Origin of the sequence: Amycolatopsis sp. NPDC049159 (genome assembly GCF_040648295.1) — a bacterium.
Taxonomy (GTDB): Bacteria; Actinomycetota; Actinomycetes; order Mycobacteriales; family Pseudonocardiaceae; genus Amycolatopsis; species Amycolatopsis pretoriensis_A.
On record NZ_JBEZDL010000025.1, the window covers coordinates 85,920 to 101,803 of the forward strand.

At 72.2% G+C, this 15,884-nt stretch carries 19 protein-coding genes; 9 read left to right on the forward strand and 10 right to left on the reverse strand.

Translation table 11 applies throughout. From position 1 onward, the window contains the following. The first annotated feature begins 53 nt into the window (after positions 1–53). Together AB0B33_RS38075 and AB0B33_RS38080 are read left to right on the forward strand one after the other, a co-directional pair. Positions 54–935: a MoxR family ATPase gene (locus tag AB0B33_RS38075; RefSeq protein WP_360781194.1), complete on the forward strand. Its 882-nt coding sequence runs from the start codon at positions 54–56 to the stop codon at positions 933–935. After that, the gene (locus AB0B33_RS38080; RefSeq protein ID WP_360781197.1) at positions 932–2,299 is read left to right on the forward strand and encodes a VWA domain-containing protein; all 1,368 of its coding nucleotides are present in this window, start codon (positions 932–934) and stop codon (positions 2,297–2,299) included. The genes AB0B33_RS38075 and AB0B33_RS38080 overlap by 4 nt, the downstream gene beginning before the upstream one ends. Here AB0B33_RS38080 and add read toward each other — a convergent pair. Further along, the gene (gene add / locus AB0B33_RS38085; RefSeq protein ID WP_360781199.1) at positions 2,277–3,242 is read right to left on the reverse strand and encodes an adenosine deaminase; all 966 of its coding nucleotides are present in this window, start codon (positions 3,240–3,242) and stop codon (positions 2,277–2,279) included. The two genes, AB0B33_RS38080 and add, sit on opposite strands and share 23 nt — an antisense overlap. A gap of 128 nt (positions 3,243–3,370) precedes the next feature. Here add and AB0B33_RS38090 point away from each other — a divergent pair, with 128 nt between their 5' ends. Beyond that, entirely contained in the window at positions 3,371–3,601 is a 231-nt protein-coding gene (locus tag AB0B33_RS38090) for an antitoxin (RefSeq protein WP_360781201.1), read from the forward strand. Here the strand turns inward: AB0B33_RS38090 and recQ are convergent, their stop codons facing one another. After that, positions 3,602–5,437 carry a DNA helicase RecQ gene (gene recQ / locus AB0B33_RS38095; protein WP_360781203.1) on the reverse strand — a complete coding sequence of 612 codons (1,836 nt, stop codon included), beginning with the start codon at positions 5,435–5,437 and terminating at the stop codon, positions 3,602–3,604. Positions 5,438–5,505: 68 nt separating this feature from the next. On the opposite strand from recQ, the gene AB0B33_RS38100 reads away from it, so the two are divergent. Beyond that, entirely contained in the window at positions 5,506–5,940 is a 435-nt protein-coding gene (locus AB0B33_RS38100) for a DUF6314 family protein (RefSeq protein ID WP_360781205.1), read from the forward strand. A 548-nt stretch (positions 5,941–6,488) separates the two neighbouring features. Here AB0B33_RS38100 and AB0B33_RS38105 read toward each other — a convergent pair. Together AB0B33_RS38105 and AB0B33_RS38110 are read right to left on the reverse strand one after the other, a co-directional pair. Beyond that, entirely contained in the window at positions 6,489–7,376 is an 888-nt protein-coding gene (locus AB0B33_RS38105; RefSeq protein ID WP_360781206.1) for an SDR family oxidoreductase, read from the reverse strand. Between the two features lie 34 nt (positions 7,377–7,410). Further along, positions 7,411–8,151 carry an SDR family oxidoreductase gene (locus AB0B33_RS38110; RefSeq protein WP_360781208.1) on the reverse strand — a complete coding sequence of 247 codons (741 nt, stop codon included), beginning with the start codon at positions 8,149–8,151 and terminating at the stop codon, positions 7,411–7,413. Positions 8,152–8,374: 223 nt separating this feature from the next. Here AB0B33_RS38110 and AB0B33_RS38115 point away from each other — a divergent pair, with 223 nt between their 5' ends. From AB0B33_RS38115 to AB0B33_RS38125, 3 genes are all read left to right on the forward strand, one after another. Beyond that, positions 8,375–9,088 (forward strand): hypothetical protein, encoded by a 714-nt coding sequence (locus tag AB0B33_RS38115; RefSeq protein WP_360781210.1) that lies wholly within the window; start codon positions 8,375–8,377, stop codon positions 9,086–9,088. A gap of 2 nt (positions 9,089–9,090) precedes the next feature. Next, positions 9,091–9,645, forward strand: coding sequence for a hypothetical protein (locus AB0B33_RS38120; protein WP_360781212.1), 555 nt, complete (start codon positions 9,091–9,093; stop codon positions 9,643–9,645). A 71-nt stretch (positions 9,646–9,716) separates the two neighbouring features. Continuing rightward, complete coding sequence (locus AB0B33_RS38125; RefSeq protein WP_360781214.1) at positions 9,717–10,232, forward strand: DUF664 domain-containing protein; 516 nt, start codon at positions 9,717–9,719, stop codon at positions 10,230–10,232. Here the strand turns inward: AB0B33_RS38125 and soxR are convergent. After that, complete coding sequence (soxR, locus tag AB0B33_RS38130; RefSeq protein ID WP_360781216.1) at positions 10,220–10,699, reverse strand: redox-sensitive transcriptional activator SoxR; 480 nt, start codon at positions 10,697–10,699, stop codon at positions 10,220–10,222. The genes AB0B33_RS38125 and soxR overlap by 13 nt on opposite strands. A 90-nt stretch (positions 10,700–10,789) precedes the next feature. On the opposite strand from soxR, the gene AB0B33_RS38135 reads away from it, so the two are divergent. Beyond that, positions 10,790–11,380, forward strand: a complete 591-nt coding sequence (locus AB0B33_RS38135) for an NAD(P)H-dependent oxidoreductase (protein ID WP_360781217.1) — start codon at positions 10,790–10,792, stop codon at positions 11,378–11,380. A gap of 16 nt (positions 11,381–11,396) precedes the next feature. Here AB0B33_RS38135 and AB0B33_RS38140 read toward each other — a convergent pair whose 3' ends face one another. The 3 genes from AB0B33_RS38140 to AB0B33_RS38150 form a co-directional block, all read right to left on the reverse strand. Beyond that, positions 11,397–11,885 (reverse strand): hypothetical protein, encoded by a 489-nt coding sequence (locus AB0B33_RS38140; protein WP_360781219.1) that lies wholly within the window; start codon positions 11,883–11,885, stop codon positions 11,397–11,399. Next, complete coding sequence (locus AB0B33_RS38145; protein WP_247025183.1) at positions 11,882–13,225, reverse strand: HAMP domain-containing sensor histidine kinase; 1,344 nt, start codon at positions 13,223–13,225, stop codon at positions 11,882–11,884. Before AB0B33_RS38145 ends, AB0B33_RS38140 begins: the two co-directional genes overlap by 4 nt. Before the next feature lie 62 nt (positions 13,226–13,287). Then, a complete protein-coding gene (locus tag AB0B33_RS38150; protein WP_360781221.1) occupies positions 13,288–13,977 on the reverse strand; it encodes a response regulator transcription factor in 690 nt (229 codons plus the stop codon). Between the two features lie 110 nt (positions 13,978–14,087). Between AB0B33_RS38150 and AB0B33_RS38155 the strand changes: the two genes are divergently transcribed. Continuing rightward, the gene (locus AB0B33_RS38155) at positions 14,088–15,002 is read left to right on the forward strand and encodes a phosphatase PAP2 family protein (protein ID WP_360781223.1); all 915 of its coding nucleotides are present in this window, start codon (positions 14,088–14,090) and stop codon (positions 15,000–15,002) included. Here the strand turns inward: AB0B33_RS38155 and AB0B33_RS38160 are convergent. Together AB0B33_RS38160 and AB0B33_RS38165 are read right to left on the reverse strand one after the other, a co-directional pair. Further along, entirely contained in the window at positions 14,987–15,544 is a 558-nt protein-coding gene (locus AB0B33_RS38160) for a hypothetical protein (protein ID WP_360781225.1), read from the reverse strand. The two genes, AB0B33_RS38155 and AB0B33_RS38160, sit on opposite strands and share 16 nt — an antisense overlap. Then, positions 15,541–15,846, reverse strand: a complete 306-nt coding sequence (locus tag AB0B33_RS38165) for a PadR family transcriptional regulator (RefSeq protein WP_247024624.1) — start codon at positions 15,844–15,846, stop codon at positions 15,541–15,543. The genes AB0B33_RS38160 and AB0B33_RS38165 overlap by 4 nt, the downstream gene beginning before the upstream one ends. Between the last annotated feature and the right edge of the window lie 38 nt (positions 15,847–15,884).

Here is a 15,884-nt window from a genome sequence, read left to right on the forward strand (position 1 = left end):
CTAGCCCGGTAGTCGGGTACGCTCCGGGTGAGCGACCGCTTAGGAGGCACGTGGTGGGCACCGGATTCTTCACGTCCGTCGACGACGTGTCGGCGAAGCTGGCCGAGGCGGGCTACCTGGCCTCCACCGCGGTCGCGACCACGGTGTTCCTCGCCGACCGGCTGGGCAAGCCGTTGCTGGTCGAGGGCCCGGCCGGCGTCGGCAAGACCGAGCTCGCCAAAGCGGTCGCCCAGGTCAGCGGCTCGCGCCTGGTGCGCCTGCAGTGCTACGAGGGCATCGACGAGGCCCGCGCGCTCTACGAGTGGAACCACGCCAAGCAGCTGCTGCGGATCACCGCCGGCCGCGACGAGACGTGGGAGGACGCCCGCACCGACATCTTCGGCGAGGAGTTCCTGCTCCGCCGGCCGCTGCTCACCGCGATCTCCTCCGATGAGCCGACCGTGCTGCTCATCGACGAGACCGACAAGGCCGACATGGAGGTCGAGGGCCTGCTGCTGGAGGTGCTCGGCGACTTCCAGGTCACCGTCCCGGAGCTCGGCACGATCACCGCCACGCGCCCGCCGTTCGCCGTCCTGACCTCGAACGCCACGCGCGAGCTGTCCGAAGCGCTGCGCCGCCGGTGCCTGTTCCTGCACATCGACTTCCCGGACGAGGACCTCGAGCGCGAGATCGTCCGGCTCAAGGTCCCGGGGATCGACGCCGCACTCGCGGATTCCGTCGTCCGGGTGATCGCCGCCCTGCGCGCGATGGACCTGCGGAAGCTGCCCTCGGTCGCGGAGACCATCGACTGGGCGCGCACGCTGCTCGCGCTCGGCGCGTCCACGCTGGACGAGCGGGTGGTGCGGGAGAGCCTCGGCGTCGTCCTCAAGCACCAGGACGACATCGCCAAGGCGGGCGCCGGGCTGCAGCTCGAACAGGTCCTGGACGCGTCGTGACCGGCGGCGTGCCGGAGCGGCTCGCGTCGTTCGTCAAGGCACTCCGGGCCCAGGGCATCCCGGCCGGTCCGGCCGAGACGGTCGACGCCGCGGCCGCGTTGGAGGTGCTCGGCTTCGACGACCGCGAACTGGTCCGCGAGGGGCTGGCCGCGGCGCTGGTCCGGCGCGGCGGGCAGCGCGCGGTCTTCGACGCCGCTTTCGACCTGTACTTCCCGGCCGGGATCGGGACGCCCGAGCGCGCCCGCGAAGACGAGCCGTCGACGCTGGAGGAGCTGCGGGAAGAGCTGGCCGCCGCGCTCGCCGGCGGCGACCAGCAGGCGCTCGCCCAGCTGGCCGGGCTCGCGGTCGACATGCTCGGCCAGTACGGCTCGTCCACCGGACCCGGTGGCGGGTTTTCGGCGCACCAGGCCCTGGAGCGGCTCCAGCCGCAGACGCTGATCGCGCGGGTGCTGGCCGCGGTGCGCGGCGGGGGCGCGCGCGGCGAGTTCACCGACCGGCTCGACCGGGACGAGATCCGGCGTCGCGTCGAAGGGTTCCGCGGGCGGATCCGGACCGAAGCGCGCCGACGCGCGGCCGAGGTCCGCGGCCGCGAACGCGTCGCCAAGCACGCCATCGCCCCGGCGCCCGACCGCGTCGACTTCCTCATCGCCAGCCGCAACCAGCTAGCCGAACTGCGTCGCACGATCCAGCCGCTGTCCCGCAAGCTGGCCACGCGCCTGGCCGCCCGCCGCAAACGCACCACGCGCGGCCAGATCGACCTGCGCCGCACGCTGCGGCGGTCGCTGTCCACCGGCGGCGTCCCGCTGCGCCCGGCCTACCGCCACCGGCGGCCCGGCCGGCCGGAAATCGTGCTGCTGTGCGACCTGTCCGGCTCGGTGGCGGGGTTCGCGAACTTCACCATGCTGCTGGTCCAGGCGCTGCGCGACCAGTTCAGCAAGATCCGCGTGTTCGCCTTCGTCGACAGCGCCGACGAGGTCACCCACCTGGTCACCACCGGCACCGCCGACCCCGAGCACCTCACCGCGCGCATGCTCTCCGAAGCGGCGCTGGTCCGCTGGGACGGCCACAGCGACTACGGCGGCTCCCTGCGCCAGTTCACGGAGAACTGGCCGGCGGCGGTCGGCCCCCGGACGTCGGTCCTGATCCTCGGCGACGCCCGCACCAACGGCGGCGACCCCAACCTCGACGCGGTCCGCGAGATCAAGTCCCGCGCCCGCCACGTCTACTGGCTGAACCCCGAGCGGCGGTCGCTGTGGTCGACCGGCGACTCGGCGGCGCTGGAGTACGCCGACGTCGTCGAGATGCACGAGTGCCGCACGGTGCAGCAGCTTTCCACGCTGGTCACGCGCCTGCTGCCGGTGTGAGCCATGCGTCGATGCCGTCGAGGATCTTCCGCTTCGTCGGTTCGGGGGCGAAGGACGCCGTGACGCTCGCGCGGGCGAAGTCCGCCATCGTGGCGTCGTCGTAGCCGAAGGCGTCCCGGACGCGGGCGTACTCCTCGGCGAGCTGCGCGCCGGTCACCGAAGGGACATCGGTGTTGAGCGTGACCGTCAGGCCGGCGTCGCGCAGGCGGGGGAGCGGGTGCTCGGGCAGCGAGGGCACCAGCCCCAGCGTCACGTTCGACGACGGGCAGACTTCCAGCGCCAGGCCGCGGTCGCGCACCTCGGCGACGAGCGCCGGGTCGTCGAGGACGCGGATGCCGTGCCCGAGCCGTTCGGTCCGGCCGACTTCGAGCGCTTCGCGGATGCTCTCCGGCCCCGCGTCCTCGCCGGTGTGGTGCAGCAGGCGGATCCCGGCCGCCCGGGCCTTCTCGAAGAGTGTCGCGAACGGACGCAGGGAGTGGTTTTCTTCGCCCGCCATGCCGATCGCGAACACCTCGTCGTACTTCAGCGCGAGGTCGAGGGTGCGCTCGGCGCGTTCGACCGAGCGCCGCCGGGAGTGGTCGAGCACGAGCCGGGTTTCGAGCCCGGACAGTCCTTTGAGGACGGATGCCAGGGGCATTTCCGGGTCGCCCAGCCGTTCCCCGTGCGCGGCCGCGGTGAACGTGACTTCGGCGTAGCGCGTGCCTTGGGCGAGCTCGTCTTCGCAGTACTCGCGTGCGATGCGCTCGAAGTCCTCGGGCTGCCGGAGGCAGGCCCGGATGAGCGCGTTGTAGTCGGCGAACGCGCGAAAGCCGTCGAACTCCGGCGGTTCGGCCGGGACGGCGACGCCGTTCGCCTCGCCGAGTTCGCGGAGCGTGCCCGGCCGGATCGTGCTCTCGAGGTGGACGTGCAGGTGGGCCTTGGGCAGGGTCGCCAGGTCGCGCATGAGCCCGACCCTAGAGGCCGCCGGGCACCACTCGCGTGGCATTTTTGTTTGGCCCTCGTCACACGGGGAACCTCCGGGTGGTTCGTCCGCGTTGTCAGGATGACCGCACACCGACGAGGGAGACGACGATGGCTTTCCTGCGCAAGCTCACCGTGCTGGCCGGCGCGGCCGGCGCCGCCCGCGCGTACGCCAAGAAAAACCCCGAAAAGGTGAACGGGGCCGTCGGCAAGGCGGCCAAGTTCGTCGACGACAAGACCAAGGGCAAGTACCACGAGCAGATCGCCGGCGCGGTGCGCAAGGTCAACTCCGTGACCGGGGAGCCGGGACAGCCCGGCCGGCCGGGGCCGGCCGCCCGCTAGTCACTCGGCGGTCAGGACTTCGAGGACCCCCTCGCCGTACTTGGCGAGCTTGTTCTCGCCGACGCCGCTGACCGTGCCCAGATCCGCCAGCGAAGACGGCTTTCGCGTGGCGATCTGGCGCAGGGTCGCGTCGTGGAAGATGACGTACGCGGGCACGCCCTGCTCCTTCGCCACGCCGGCCCGCCAGGCACGCAGACGTTCGAACAGCGGAGCCGCCTCCGCGGGCATGTCCACCGCGGCGGCGGCTTTGCGCGTGCCGCGGACCTTCGCGGCCGCCGCGCGCTCGGGCTCGCGGCGCAGCATCACCTGGCGGTCGCCGCCGAGCACCTCGGCACTGGCTTCGGTGAGCACGAGCGAGCCGTAGTCGCCCTCGACCGCGAGCAGGCCCTGAGCGAGCAGCTGGCGCACGACCGCCCGCCAATCCTGCTCGCGCAGCTCGGTGCCGATGCCGAACGTCTTGAGCGTGTCGTGCTGGAACTGCGTGACCTTCGGGGTGGTCTTGCCCAGCAGGATGTCGATGACCTGCCCGGCGCCGAACTTCTGCCGCCGCTCGTTGCGCAGCCGCACGATCGTCGACAGCAGCTTCTGCGCCGCGATCGTCCCGTCCCACTTTTCGGGCGGGTTCAGGCAGGTGTCGCAGTTGCCGCACGGCTCGGCCTGCTGGCCGAAGTAGTTGAGGACCTGCACCCGGCGGCATTCGACCGTCTCGCACAGCGCGAGCATCGCGTTCAGGTGCGCGCCCAGCCGGCGGCGGTGCGCCTCGTCGCCCTCGGACGTGTCGATCATCTTGCGCTGCTGCACGACGTCCTGCAGCCCGTACGCGAGCCAGGCCGTCGACGGCAGGCCGTCCCGGCCCGCGCGGCCGGTCTCCTGGTAGTAGCCCTCGACCGACTTCGGCAGGTCGAGGTGGGCGACGAACCGGACGTCCGGTTTGTCGATGCCCATGCCGAACGCGATCGTCGCGACCACGATCAGCCCGTCCTCGCGCAGGAACCGCGACTGGTGCTTCGCCCGCGTGCGCGCGTCGAGCCCCGCGTGGTACGGGACCGCCGGAATCCCGTTCTGCACCAGGAATTCCGCGGTCTTCTCGACCGAGTTCCGGGACAGGCAGTAGACGATCCCGGCGTCACCCGGGTGTTCGGTGCGCAGCAGCTCGAGCAGCTGCCGCTGCGGCGAGTTCTTCCCGACGATCCGGTACTGGATGTTGGGCCGGTCGAAGCTCGCGACGAAGTGCCGCGCTTCCTCGAGCCCCAGCCGCGTGGAGATCTCTTGGTGCGTGGCCTCGGTCGCGGTCGCCGTCAGCGCGATCCGCGGTACGTCCGGCCAGCGCTGGTGCAGCGCGGAGAGCTGGAGGTAGTCGGGCCGGAAGTCGTGGCCCCACTGGGCGACGCAGTGCGCTTCGTCGATCGCGAACAGCGAAATCTTGCCGCGGTCGAGCAGCCGCACGGTGGACTCGACCGAAAGCCGTTCCGGCGCCAGGTAGAGCAGGTCGAGCTCGCCGCTCACGAACGCCGACTCGACCTCTTGCCGGGCCGCGTAGTCCTGGGTGGAGTTGAGGAACCCGGCGCGGACGCCGGCGTTGCGCAGCGCGTCGACCTGGTCCTGCATCAGCGCGATCAGGGGCGAGATCACCACGCCGACGCCGGGCCGCACGAGCGCGGGAATCTGGTAGCACAAGGATTTTCCGCCGCCGGTGGGCATCAGCACGAGCGCGTCGCCGCCGGCGATCACGTGCTCGACGATCGCCGCCTGGTCGCCGCGGAAGCTGTCGTAGCCGAACACGCGCCGGAGGGTCTCCAGCGCGTCGGACGCGGGTGCGAGGTCGGTCTCTGCCACGCGGCCGACTATAGAGCGGGGGTCCGACAGTTCCGGCCCGGCCCGCCGCGGGGTGGCAGACTGGGCGCGTGGAGTACTGGCCGGTTCCCGATCTCACCGCGCATTTCGCCGGCCCGTGGCGGCTGGACCGCGAAATCCTCACCTCCGCAGGAGAGCCGGCGGGGGAGGTGACCGGGACCGCCACGTTCACCGAGGAGGACGGCGACCTCGTCTACCGCGAGGTGGGCGAGCTGCGCCTCGGGACCTACACCGGTCCGGTCACCCGCACCCTGCACTACCGGCCCACCGCGCCCGGCCGGGCCGACGTCCACTTCGACCACGGCGGGTTTTTCCACGAGCTCGACCTGCGTGCGGGGCATTGGGTGACCGACCACCCCTGCCGCGCCGACCTGTACCGCGGGAGTTACGAGGTGCTCGACGAGCGGCGCTGGCGGCAGGAGTGGGCGGTCCGCGGGCCGGCGAAGGACCACGTGATCGTCACCCGCTTCACTCGGCCGGCCTGAGCGGGTCGGCGAGGTCGGTTCGCACCCTGGGTTCGGGCGGGCGTGCTGGTGAGGTCGGTCCGGACCCGGTTCGGGCAGCGAGGTTGCTCCGCACCCTGGGGCGGGCTGGTGGGGTCGCTTTGCGCCCCGGTTCAGGCGGCCGGGCTGGTGCGGTCGCTCCGGGCCCGGTTCGGGCGAGCGGGCGGCGGGGTTGCTCCGCACCCCCGGAGTTCGGGCGAGCCGGCTGGTGAGGTCCGGACCCGGTTCAGGCGGCCGGGCTGGTGAGGTCGGTTCGCGCCCCGGTTCGGGCGAGCGGGCGGCGAGGTTGCTCCGCGCCCCGGTGTGGCAAGCGGGCGGCGAGGTTGCTTCGCGGGGTCGGGCGGGTGGGCTGTGGGCGGCCGAGGTCCGATCCGGGCGAGCTGCCGAGGTCGCGCCGCATCCGGTGCACGCGGGCGATGGGCTGACCGGGGCGGTGAAGTCGGCCGCGCCCGGTCCGGGCGAGCGGGCCGCCGATGGCGCCGCCTGCCCGGCTCAGGCGAGCGGGCCGCCGAGGTCGAGCCGCGGCCGGGTCACGCGGGGGATGGGCTGAGCAGGTCGGCGAGGTCGATCCGCCGCAGGAACTCCTGGCGGATGCGGTCGCCGACCTCCGCGACCAGCCAACCGCCGTCGTCGGCCGGGTCGATGTGGACCCGGAACGGCCGCTTCCCCTTCGGCAGGTCCACCACGCGCGCCAGCTCCTCGGCCACCTTCGCCACGTCCGCGTCGGCCGGGGTGATCTCGGCCAGCTTGCGGCCGACGTGCTCGCTCAGGCCGGCGTAGCGCTCTTCGTAGGCCGTTTCGACGGCCGCGTCGGCCGGGTGGCCCGCGTGCGGGAAGTGGTTGGTGCCCGCGGTGAACGCGCCCGGCACCACGATCGTGGTGTCGATGCCGAAGCGGGCGAGCTCGCCCGCGTAGCTGACCGCGAGGCTGTCCATCGCCGCCTTCGCCGCGAAGTACGGCGCGAGGTAGGGCGGGGTGCCGCCGCGGACGCTGCTGCTCGACACCCACACCAGGAGCCCGTCCCGCTGCGCGCGCAGGTGGGGCAGGGCCGCGCGGTTGACGCGCTGGGTGCCGATCGCGTTGGTGTCGTAGAGCTCGGCGAGCTGCTCCGGCGTGAACGCCTCGGCCGGGCCGAGCGCCATGTGCCCGGCGTTGTGGACGACCACGTCCAGCCGGCCGTGCTCGGCGACGATCGACGCGATGGCCGCGTCCGCCGACTCCTGACTGGAGACGTCGAGCTCAACGGCGCGCAGGTCGACGCCGTACTCCCGGGAGTACACGGCGGCGGCTTCGGCCTGGGGCGCGTTGCGGCCGCCGGTGTCGCGCATGCCCGCGTGGACGGTGTGCCCGGCGCGGGCCAGCGCCCGGGCGGAGAGGGCGCCGATCCCGCTGGAGGCGCCGGTGACGACGATGATCATGGGCTTTCCTTCGCGTTCGGAGGGGGAGGGGGCGTCAGACGATGCCGCCGTTGGCGCGCAGCACCTGGCCGTTGACCCAGCGGGCCGGGCCGGCGAGGAACGCGACGACCTCGGCGATGTCTTCGGGCTGGCCGAGCCGCTCCAGCGGCGGCTGCTTGGCCATCCGCTCGACCGTCTCCTCGTCCTTGCCGTCGAGGAACAGCGCGGTCGCGGTCGGGCCCGGCGCCACGGTGTTGACGGTGATGTCGCGCCCGCGCAGCTCGCGGGCCAGGATCAAGGTGATCGCCTCGACCGCGCCCTTGGTCGCGTTGTAGATGCCGTAGCCGGGCAGGTTCAGGCCGAGCACGGACGTCGAGGTGGTGATCACGGCGCCGCCGTCGCGCACCCGCTTCGCGGCCTGCTGGGCCACCGCGAACGTGCCGCGGATGTTGGTGCGGTGCACCCGGTCGAGGACCTCGAAGTCGGTGTCCGCGATCGGCGTCGGCGCGGTCATCACCCCGGCCAGGTGCGCGACGACGTCGACGCCGCCGTAGGTGCGTTCCGCGGTGTCGAACAGCTCCGCGACCTGGGCGGGCTCGGCTACGTCGGCCCGGACGGCGATGGCCTGCCCGCCGCGCCCGGTGATGGCGTCGACGGCGGCCTGCGCCTCCTTCTCGTTGCCGGCGTAGTTGACGACGACGGCCATGCCGTCGGCGGCCAGCCGCTCGGCGACCTGGCGGCCGATGCCGCGGGAGCCGCCGGTGACGATCGCGACGCGGGGTTCGGTGGTGCTCATCGCTGCCTTCTTCCTGGTTGGTAACGCTGGTTCCGTCTTGCTGTTATCGACGATACCACGAGGTAGGTAGCGTCGCTAGTGGCCGGTTGTTATCGGCGTTATCGCGGCATCCGGCGGCATCGGCGCCGCCGGTCGGCCGAATCGCGCGTGACAATGGTTTTCGGCAGCCGGGTTCCGGGCACACGGGTCCCATCGGGGGCGACATTCGCGAAGGAGTTGTTCGATGCCCACCTGGCTGATCGTCGTGATCGTCGTCGTGGCCCTTGCCGTGCTCGGCGCCGTGATCTGGCTTGTGTCACAAGAGATGCAGCGAAAACGGCTGCAGCAGCGGTTCGGTCCGGAGTACGACCGCGCCGTGGAGGAGAGCGACAACCCGCGTGCCGCACAACGCGAACTCGCCGAGCGGGAACGCCGGCACAAGGAGCTCGACATCCGCCCGCTGTCGGCCACGGCACGGGAGCGCTACGCCCGGGAATGGGCGCAGGTGCAGGAAAAGTTCGTCGACCAGCCGTCCGCGGCGGTCACCGAGGCGGACCGGCTCCTGGTCGCGCTGATGGCCGAGCGCGGCTACCCGACCGAGGGGTACGAGCAGCAGGTTTCCGACCTTTCCGTGCGCCACGCCAAGACCCTGGAGCACTACCGGGCCGCGCACACCACGCAGCAGAAGCGTGACGGAGCGTCCACAGAGGACCTGCGTGACGCGATGGTCCGCTACCGGACCGTCTTCGAAGACCTGCTGACCGACGGCGCCGACGACGAGCGCCACGACCACGATCACGGCCGTGACCACGACCGTGACCACCACGACCGCCGCAACGGTCACCAGCACGACCGCGACGACGACGCCGATCGCGACCGCGACGGCCGTCGTGACACCGACCAGCACGAGCACCAAGCGTCCGCGCAGCCGCGGACCGAGTGGAACGGAGGACGCTGACCATGACCGAGCACCTGACGCGGCACAGCACCGACCGGGACGACGACCTCGGCCGCGAGGACCTCGCGCACGACGGCACGTCCCACGACGAGCTGTCCGGTGACGAGCTGTCCCGCGACGACTTGTCCCGCGACGACGCCTCCGACCGGGAGCACGCCGAGTTCCGCGAGCCGGGCACCGGCCAGGACCACAGCCTGAGCACCGCCGACCTGGCTTCGGCGTCGGCCGGCTCCGACACAGCTGGTCCGGCTTCGGACCCGAAGCCCGCCGAATCGGGTGGGGACGTCGAGACGCCGCCGTTGATCGACGAGGAGAAGGTCACCGGCTTCCGCGACCGCTGGCAGAACGTCCAGACCGGCTTCGTCGACGACCCGAAGCAGGCCGTCCACCAGGCCGACGAACTCGTCGCCGCCGTGATCAGCGCGCTGGCCACCACGTTCGCCGAGCACAAGAGCGAGCTGGAAAGCCAGTGGCAGCAGGGCGAGCCGGCCACCGAGGAGCTGCGGATCGCGCTGCGGCGCTACCGCTCGTTCTTCGACCAGTTGCTGCCGCGCTAGCGGGAACCGTTTGCCGGCGGGCATGATCGGGTAGCCGCCGGCAAACGGCGTCAGCAACGGGAGGCAGCCGAATGAACGTGGCCGATCTGCTCGTCGACGGGTTCAGCCGGGTCCAGGGCACGGTGCACGCGGCGGTCGAGGGACTCGCCGCCGACCGGCTCGGGGCCCGGCTGGACGACGAGGCCAACTCGATCGCCTGGCTGGTCTGGCACCTGACTCGGGTCCAGGACGACCACGTCGCCGACGTGGCGGGCACGGAGCAGGTGTGGATCGGCCAGGACTGGCTGTCGCGCTTCGGCCTCCCGTTCCCGGCGGGCGACACCGGCTACGGCCACCGCCCCGCCGACGTCGAGGCGGTTCGCGTCGACAAGCCGGACCTGCTCACCGGTTACTACGACGCCGTGCACGAGCAGACCATCCGGTACGTGACCGGCCTCGACGCCGAGGCGCTCGACCGGGTCGTCGACGAGGCGTGGGACCCGCCGGTCACGCTGGGCGTGCGCCTGATCAGCGTCCTCGACGACGACATCCAGCACGCCGGCCAGGCGATGTTCCTGCGAGGCGTGCTCGAACGTCAGTCTTCGTAGCCGTCCCCGCGGTGATCGGCGAGGCGCCGCGGCCCCGGGCCGTCGGCGCCGAGCCGGTCGCCCGGGTTCGCCAGCCGGCACTTGGCCAGTGACATGCAGCCGCAGCCGATGCAGTCGCTCAGGTCGTCGCGCAGCTGTTCCATCTGGCGAATCCGCGCGTTCAGGTCTTCCTTCCAGCACTGGGAGATTCGCGCCCAGTCGGCGCGCGTGGGCGTGCGGTCGTCGGGCAGCAGCGCCAGCACTTCCCGGATGGCGGACAGCGGCATGCCCACCCGCTGCGACATCCGGATGAACGTCACCCGCCGCAAGGCATCCCGGCAGTACCGCCGCTGGTTCCCGGCGGTCCGGCGGCTGCGGATCAGCCCTTCGTCTTCGTAGAACCGCAAGGCCGACGCGGGTACCCCGCTGCGCCGGGAAAGTTCGCCGACCGTCAATTCGGGCAGCGTCGCGTTCACCATGCCGGTCATGCAACCACAGCCGCGCGCTTGACTTCAAGCGAGCTTGAAGTCCCATCCTGGCCCGGACGGCGACAACGCCGCAGTGGCAAGGAGGAAAGCGTGTCCGAAGCACCCGTGCGGGTCGCGGTGATCGTGGGAAGTGTCCGGGAAGGACGGTTCGGCCCGGTGGTGGCGGACTGGCTGGCCGCCGTCGCGGGGGCCAGCGGCGGCTTCGAAGTCGACGTCGTCGACCTGGCCGAGCCCGACCTGCCGCTGGCGATGCCCGCGTTCGGGTCGGCGCCGGCACCGTCGGTGGTGGCGGAGCTCGGGAAGGTGACCTCGCGCCTCGCCGCGGCGGACGCGTTCGTGGTGGTGACCCCGGAGTACAACCACAGCTACCCGGCCTCGCTCAAGAACGCGATCGACTGGCACCGCGACGAATGGCGCGCCAAGCCGGTCGCGTTCGTGTCCTACGGCGGGATTTCGGGCGGGCTGCGCGCGGTCGAGCACCTGCGCGCGGTCTTCGCCGAGCTCCACGCCGTGACGATCCGCGAGACGGTCAGCTTCCACGGCGCCCACGCCCGCTTCGGCCCGGACGGGGTACCGACGGACGAAGCGGCGGGGGTCGCGGCGAAGGCGATGCTGGACCAGCTGGCGTGGTGGGCCCGGTCGCTGACCGAAGCGAGGGCGGCGCGGCCCTACCCCGGATGAGGAAACCGAGGCCGGGTCAGAACGCCTGGCAGCTCTGCGGTGGCAGCTTCGTGTCGGTCCCGGCGAGGACGACGGTGCTCGCCAGGACGAATCGCCCCTCGGCGGCCAGCGCCGCGAACGTCGTGCAGACCAGCTGGCTGACCGCGGTCGGGTTGAGCTGCTCCACCGCGAAGGGCACCGTGATCGTCGCGGGTGCTTCGAGGGACAGGCTGACCTGCCCGCCGCCCCGCGGCAGCATCGTCACGTAGCCGTCGGCCGATTCGGCGTAGGACGGGCCGCCCAGCAGCAGCGACAGCGTCGTGGTGGGGCCCACCGTGCTGGTGATCGGGCGCGTCACCGGGGTGAGCCGTCCGTCGAGGACGAAGTAGAGGATCACCTCGGTGCCGCGCCCGCTGCCCACCGGGTTGCGCAACGTCGGCGCCGGGCCGGCGCCGATCACCGGGGTCGGCTTGACCCCGCACGCGCTCACCAGCAGCAGCACCGCCAGGACGAGGAGCTTCTTCACCACGCCTCCCGGGGCAGCCGCAGCTCGAACCGGGCGCCGGAACCGGTGTTGGCCGCGGTGATGTCACCGCCGTGCAGCCGCGCGTTCTCCCGCGCGATGGACAGCCCGAGCCCGCTGCCCTCGGACCGCGCGCGGGCGGTGTCGGCCTTGGTGAACCGGTCGAACACCGCGGGCAGGACCGCGTCCGGGATGCCCGGCCCGTGGTCGGTCACGGTCAGCACGACGTCCCCGCGCTCGGCCCGCAGGGCCACCTCCACCGGCGGCGCGCCGTGGCGCACCGCGTTGCCGACCAGGTTCGCCACGACGATGTCGAGCCGCCGCCGGTCGAGCGAAGCCGTGACGCCGACCGGGAGGTCGACCACGAGGTCTTCGCCGGCTTCCCAGCCGCGCGCGTCGAGGCTGTCGGCGACCGCCGAGGCGACGTCCAGCTGTTCGCGCCGCAGTTCGGCGCGCCCGGCGTCGAACCGCGAGATCTCGATCAGGTCCTGCACCAGCCGCGTCAGCCGCTTGGTCTCCGCCGACACCAGCCGCGCCGCGACCGCGGTGTCCGCCGGCAGCTGGCCGGCGTCCTCGTCGAGGACGTCGGTGACCGCGTTCATCGCGGCCAGCGGCGTGCGCAGCTCGTGCGAGACGTCGGCGACGAACCGGCGCGCGTCCGCTTCCATCGCCTGCAGCGTGCCCACCGTGCGCTGGAGCTCCGCCGCCGTGTTGTTGAACGTGGTGACCAGCTGGGCCAGCTCGTCGGACCCCGTGGTGCGCAACCGCACGTCCAGCCGTCCCCGGCCCAGCTGGCTGGCCGCGGTGTTCAGCGCGCGCACCGGCCGCAGCACCTGCCTCGCCGCCAGCAAGGCCACCGCCACCGCGACCGGCAGCGCCAGCACGGAGTACGTCCACGCCTTGGTGGCCAGGTCGTCGATCGCCTCCTGCTGCTGGCCGAGCGAAACCATCGCGTAGACCTCCAGCCCGCTCGGCTCACCGCCGTTCTGCCCGGTCTGCACCGGGATCCCGACGAAGAAGAACGGGAAGCCGTGCAGGTCGACGCGCTGGAACTGGATGTACGTGCTGTGCGCGACCGCCTCGCGCAGCTCGCCGGGCACGCTCTCGTAGTCGATGCTCGAGGTCGAGTGCAGGTCGTGGTAGACGACGAGGGCGCCGCTCGACTTCAGCGCCGTCGCGAAGGCGTCGAGCGTGCCCTGCGTCGGCGGCAGCGACACGGTCGGCAGGTACGCGGTGATCTGGTCGCGCAGCTTCAGCATCGTCTGGTCCTGGATGCCGCCGAGGATGGCGGTGCGCGCGGAGACGTAGCTGGCGCCGGCCGCGGCGGTGGCGCCGAGGATCATGATCACCGCGAAGGCGGCGACCAGCCGGAAGCGCAGCCCGGTGAGCCACGAGCGGACCCGGCTCACGACCGGCCGAACCGGTAGCCGAACCCGCGGACGGTCTGCACGTACTCCGGCTTGGCCGGCACGTCCTCGATCTTGGCGCGCAGCCGCTGCACGCACGCGTCGACCAGCCGCGAGTCGCCGAGGTAGTCGTGGTCCCACACCGCGGAGAGGATCTGACGGCGGCTGTAGACCTGACCCGGCGTGCGCGAAAGCTCCAGCAGCAGCTTCAGCTCGGTCGGGGTCAGCGACACCGCCGCGCCGCGCTTGGTCACCTCGAGCGAGGCCCGGTCGATCACGAGGTCGCCGTGGCGTTCCTCGGGCTCGGACGGCTCGCTCGGCCGCTCGGCGACCGCCCGCCGCAGCACCGCCCGGATCCGCGCGTCCAGCACCCGCGGCTCGACCGGCTTGGCCACGTAGTCGTCCGCGCCGGCTTCGAGCCCGGCCACGATGTCGAAGTCGTCACTGCGCGCGGTGAGCATGATGATCGGGACCGGCCCGGAGGCCCGCATCCGGCGGCACGTTTCGAAGCCGTCCATGCCCGGCAGCATCAGGTCGAGCACCACGATGTCGGGCCGGTGGTGCACGAGCAGCTCGATCCCGAGCTCGCCCGATTCCGCGGTGCGCACCACGTGTCCCTGCCGGCGCAGGGCGAGTTGCAGTCCTTCCCGCACCGCCGCGTCGTCTTCCACCACCAGTACCTCGGCCACGGCGCCATTATTCGGAAAACCGCACGTCGTGGCGACCCGGGCCGATCTTGTAGCAAAACCATGACATCACGCTGACGGGATCTCGAAACGCCGGAAGCAGACTCGGGGACATGGCAGTGATCAGTTCCGAGGTCCGTCCCGTCACCCCGCCCGCCGGAGGCCACGCGCTCGTGACGCGGGCCGCGTCCCGCACGACCGTGCTCGCGGCGAGCGCGGCCGGGTTCACCCTCGCCTTCGTCGCGGCCTACCTGCTCTTCGTCCGCACCGAAGCCGGGCGCGGCGTCGAGAACGGCGTCGTCCGCAGCGCCCAGTCCGCGGGCCACGCCGTGGAGTGGGCCGACCCGCTCCGGCAGACGGACCAGGTGGTGGTGCTCGGCGGCATCGCGCTGCTGATCGTGGTGCTCTCCCTGCTGCGACGGCGGCTCGCGCTGGGCGTCACGGCGCTGGCCCTGCTGGCGGCGCCGCTGGTGGTGGCGCAGCTGCTCAAGCTGTACGTCCTGGACCGCCCGAGCACCGGCGACCGCTTCGGCGTCGCGAGCCACAACAGCTTCCCGAGCGGGCACGTCAGCGCGGCGATGGCCATGCTGGTGGCGCTCGCGATCGTCCTGCCCCGCCGTTTCCGCCTGCCCGCCCTGGTGGCCGGCGGCGTGGGGGTCGCCTGGGTCTCGGCTGCGGCCGTGGCACTGGGCTGGCACCGGTTGAGCGACACCGTCGGCGGCTGCCTCCTGGTCGCCGCGGTCACCTGCGCCGGGGCGGCGGTGGTCTCCGCCCGCCGCCCCGACGGTGACCGGGTCCCGCTGGTGCCGGTGCTGTCCGGACTGTTCGCACCGCTGGCACTGGTGCTGGTCGGGTACGCCGTGCTCGGGACGGCGACGTCCGGCGCGGCGCAGTTCGTGGCCGCGATGGTGCTGGCGGCGCTGTCGGCGATGGCGGTGGTGCTACTGCTCGCGGGCCCGTTGAGGAGGGTGACGTTCGACCCGGCCGAGGCCCGCGTCCGCCGGCTCCGGGGTCATCGGGCGGCGTAGAACGCCTCGAGTTGTTTCGCGAGGTCCACGGCGTCGCGGTTGTTCCGCCGGCGAGCTGCTTCGTCGAGGAGCGGGCGCATGCGGTCGGCAGGTTCGAAAACGTAGGCGCCGGTGAAGCGGCCGCCGGACACCCGGGTGGTCGTCAGCCGTGCGTCCGGCCAGCTGCCGGATTCGGGGCCGAAGACGGCGGCTCCCATGGTGCCTTCGGCGGCGTGGGCGAGGAAGCTCGCCGTGGCCGGTCCGGCGCTCTCCGGTGGATCGGGCTCGGCGGCCGGCCGGTTTCGGGAACGCAGGTCGCCGATGCGAGCCGGCACCCCGTCGAACAAGACCGTGGCGCACTGCCCGAACACCCAGGTCAGCCGCTCCCGAACGGGCACCGCGTCCAGCTCGGCCGGGAGTTCGCGGCGGCGAGGGTGGTCTCGCGGGTACACCAGCACGATCAGGTTCACGACGAATTTGGGGAAGAAGCCGAAGAGCGTCGCGACGGTGAGCATCGTGCCGACGCCCCATTCTGTGACGAGCGCGAGCAGGTCGTCGGTCACGCGTACCCCAGGTTCATCCCGCGGAACCGCTGGTCCCGGTCAGCCGAGCTCAGCAGGGCGCCCAGCTCGGTTTTCCCCTTCTCGGTGAGGGTGTAGTAGCGGCGAGGAGGCCGGCCGCCGGCCTCCTGCCGGTCTTCCCAGCCGTCCTCGAGCCAGCCTTCCGCCAGCATCGAACTGAGCCGGGGGTACATGGCACCGGACCGGACGCCGGAAGCCTTCGACAACTGGTAACCCCAGTGCCGGTCTTCGGGCGCCGCCATCAGCGCAGCGGCGAGCTGCACCAAGGCGTGAGTGGTTCGCATGGGGCAAGTTTGACCTATGTCGCGGAAGCAGCCTTCGA

What these genes read in the sequence shown, in the direction of transcription:
- AB0B33_RS38125 (WP_360781214.1), top strand. Translation starts at nt 9,717, where the DNA reads ATGAACGTGGCCGATCTGCTCGTCGACGGGTTCAGCCGGGTCCAGGGC.
- AB0B33_RS38115 (WP_360781210.1), top strand. Translation starts at nt 8,375, where the DNA reads ATGCCCACCTGGCTGATCGTCGTGATCGTCGTCGTGGCCCTTGCCGTG.
- soxR (WP_360781216.1), bottom strand. Translation starts at nt 10,699, where the DNA reads ATGACCGGCATGGTGAACGCGACGCTGCCCGAATTGACGGTCGGCGAA.
- AB0B33_RS38090 (WP_360781201.1), top strand. Translation starts at nt 3,371, where the DNA reads ATGGCTTTCCTGCGCAAGCTCACCGTGCTGGCCGGCGCGGCCGGCGCC.
- add (WP_360781199.1), bottom strand. Translation starts at nt 3,242, where the DNA reads ATGCGCGACCTGGCGACCCTGCCCAAGGCCCACCTGCACGTCCACCTC.
- AB0B33_RS38145 (WP_247025183.1), bottom strand. Translation starts at nt 13,225, where the DNA reads ATGATCCTCGGCGCCACCGCCGCGGCCGGCGCCAGCTACGTCTCCGCG.
- AB0B33_RS38120 (WP_360781212.1), top strand. Translation starts at nt 9,091, where the DNA reads ATGACCGAGCACCTGACGCGGCACAGCACCGACCGGGACGACGACCTC.
- AB0B33_RS38165 (WP_247024624.1), bottom strand. Translation starts at nt 15,846, where the DNA reads ATGCGAACCACTCACGCCTTGGTGCAGCTCGCCGCTGCGCTGATGGCG.
- AB0B33_RS38155 (WP_360781223.1), top strand. Translation starts at nt 14,088, where the DNA reads ATGGCAGTGATCAGTTCCGAGGTCCGTCCCGTCACCCCGCCCGCCGGA.
- AB0B33_RS38105 (WP_360781206.1), bottom strand. Translation starts at nt 7,376, where the DNA reads ATGATCATCGTCGTCACCGGCGCCTCCAGCGGGATCGGCGCCCTCTCC.
- AB0B33_RS38110 (WP_360781208.1), bottom strand. Translation starts at nt 8,151, where the DNA reads ATGAGCACCACCGAACCCCGCGTCGCGATCGTCACCGGCGGCTCCCGC.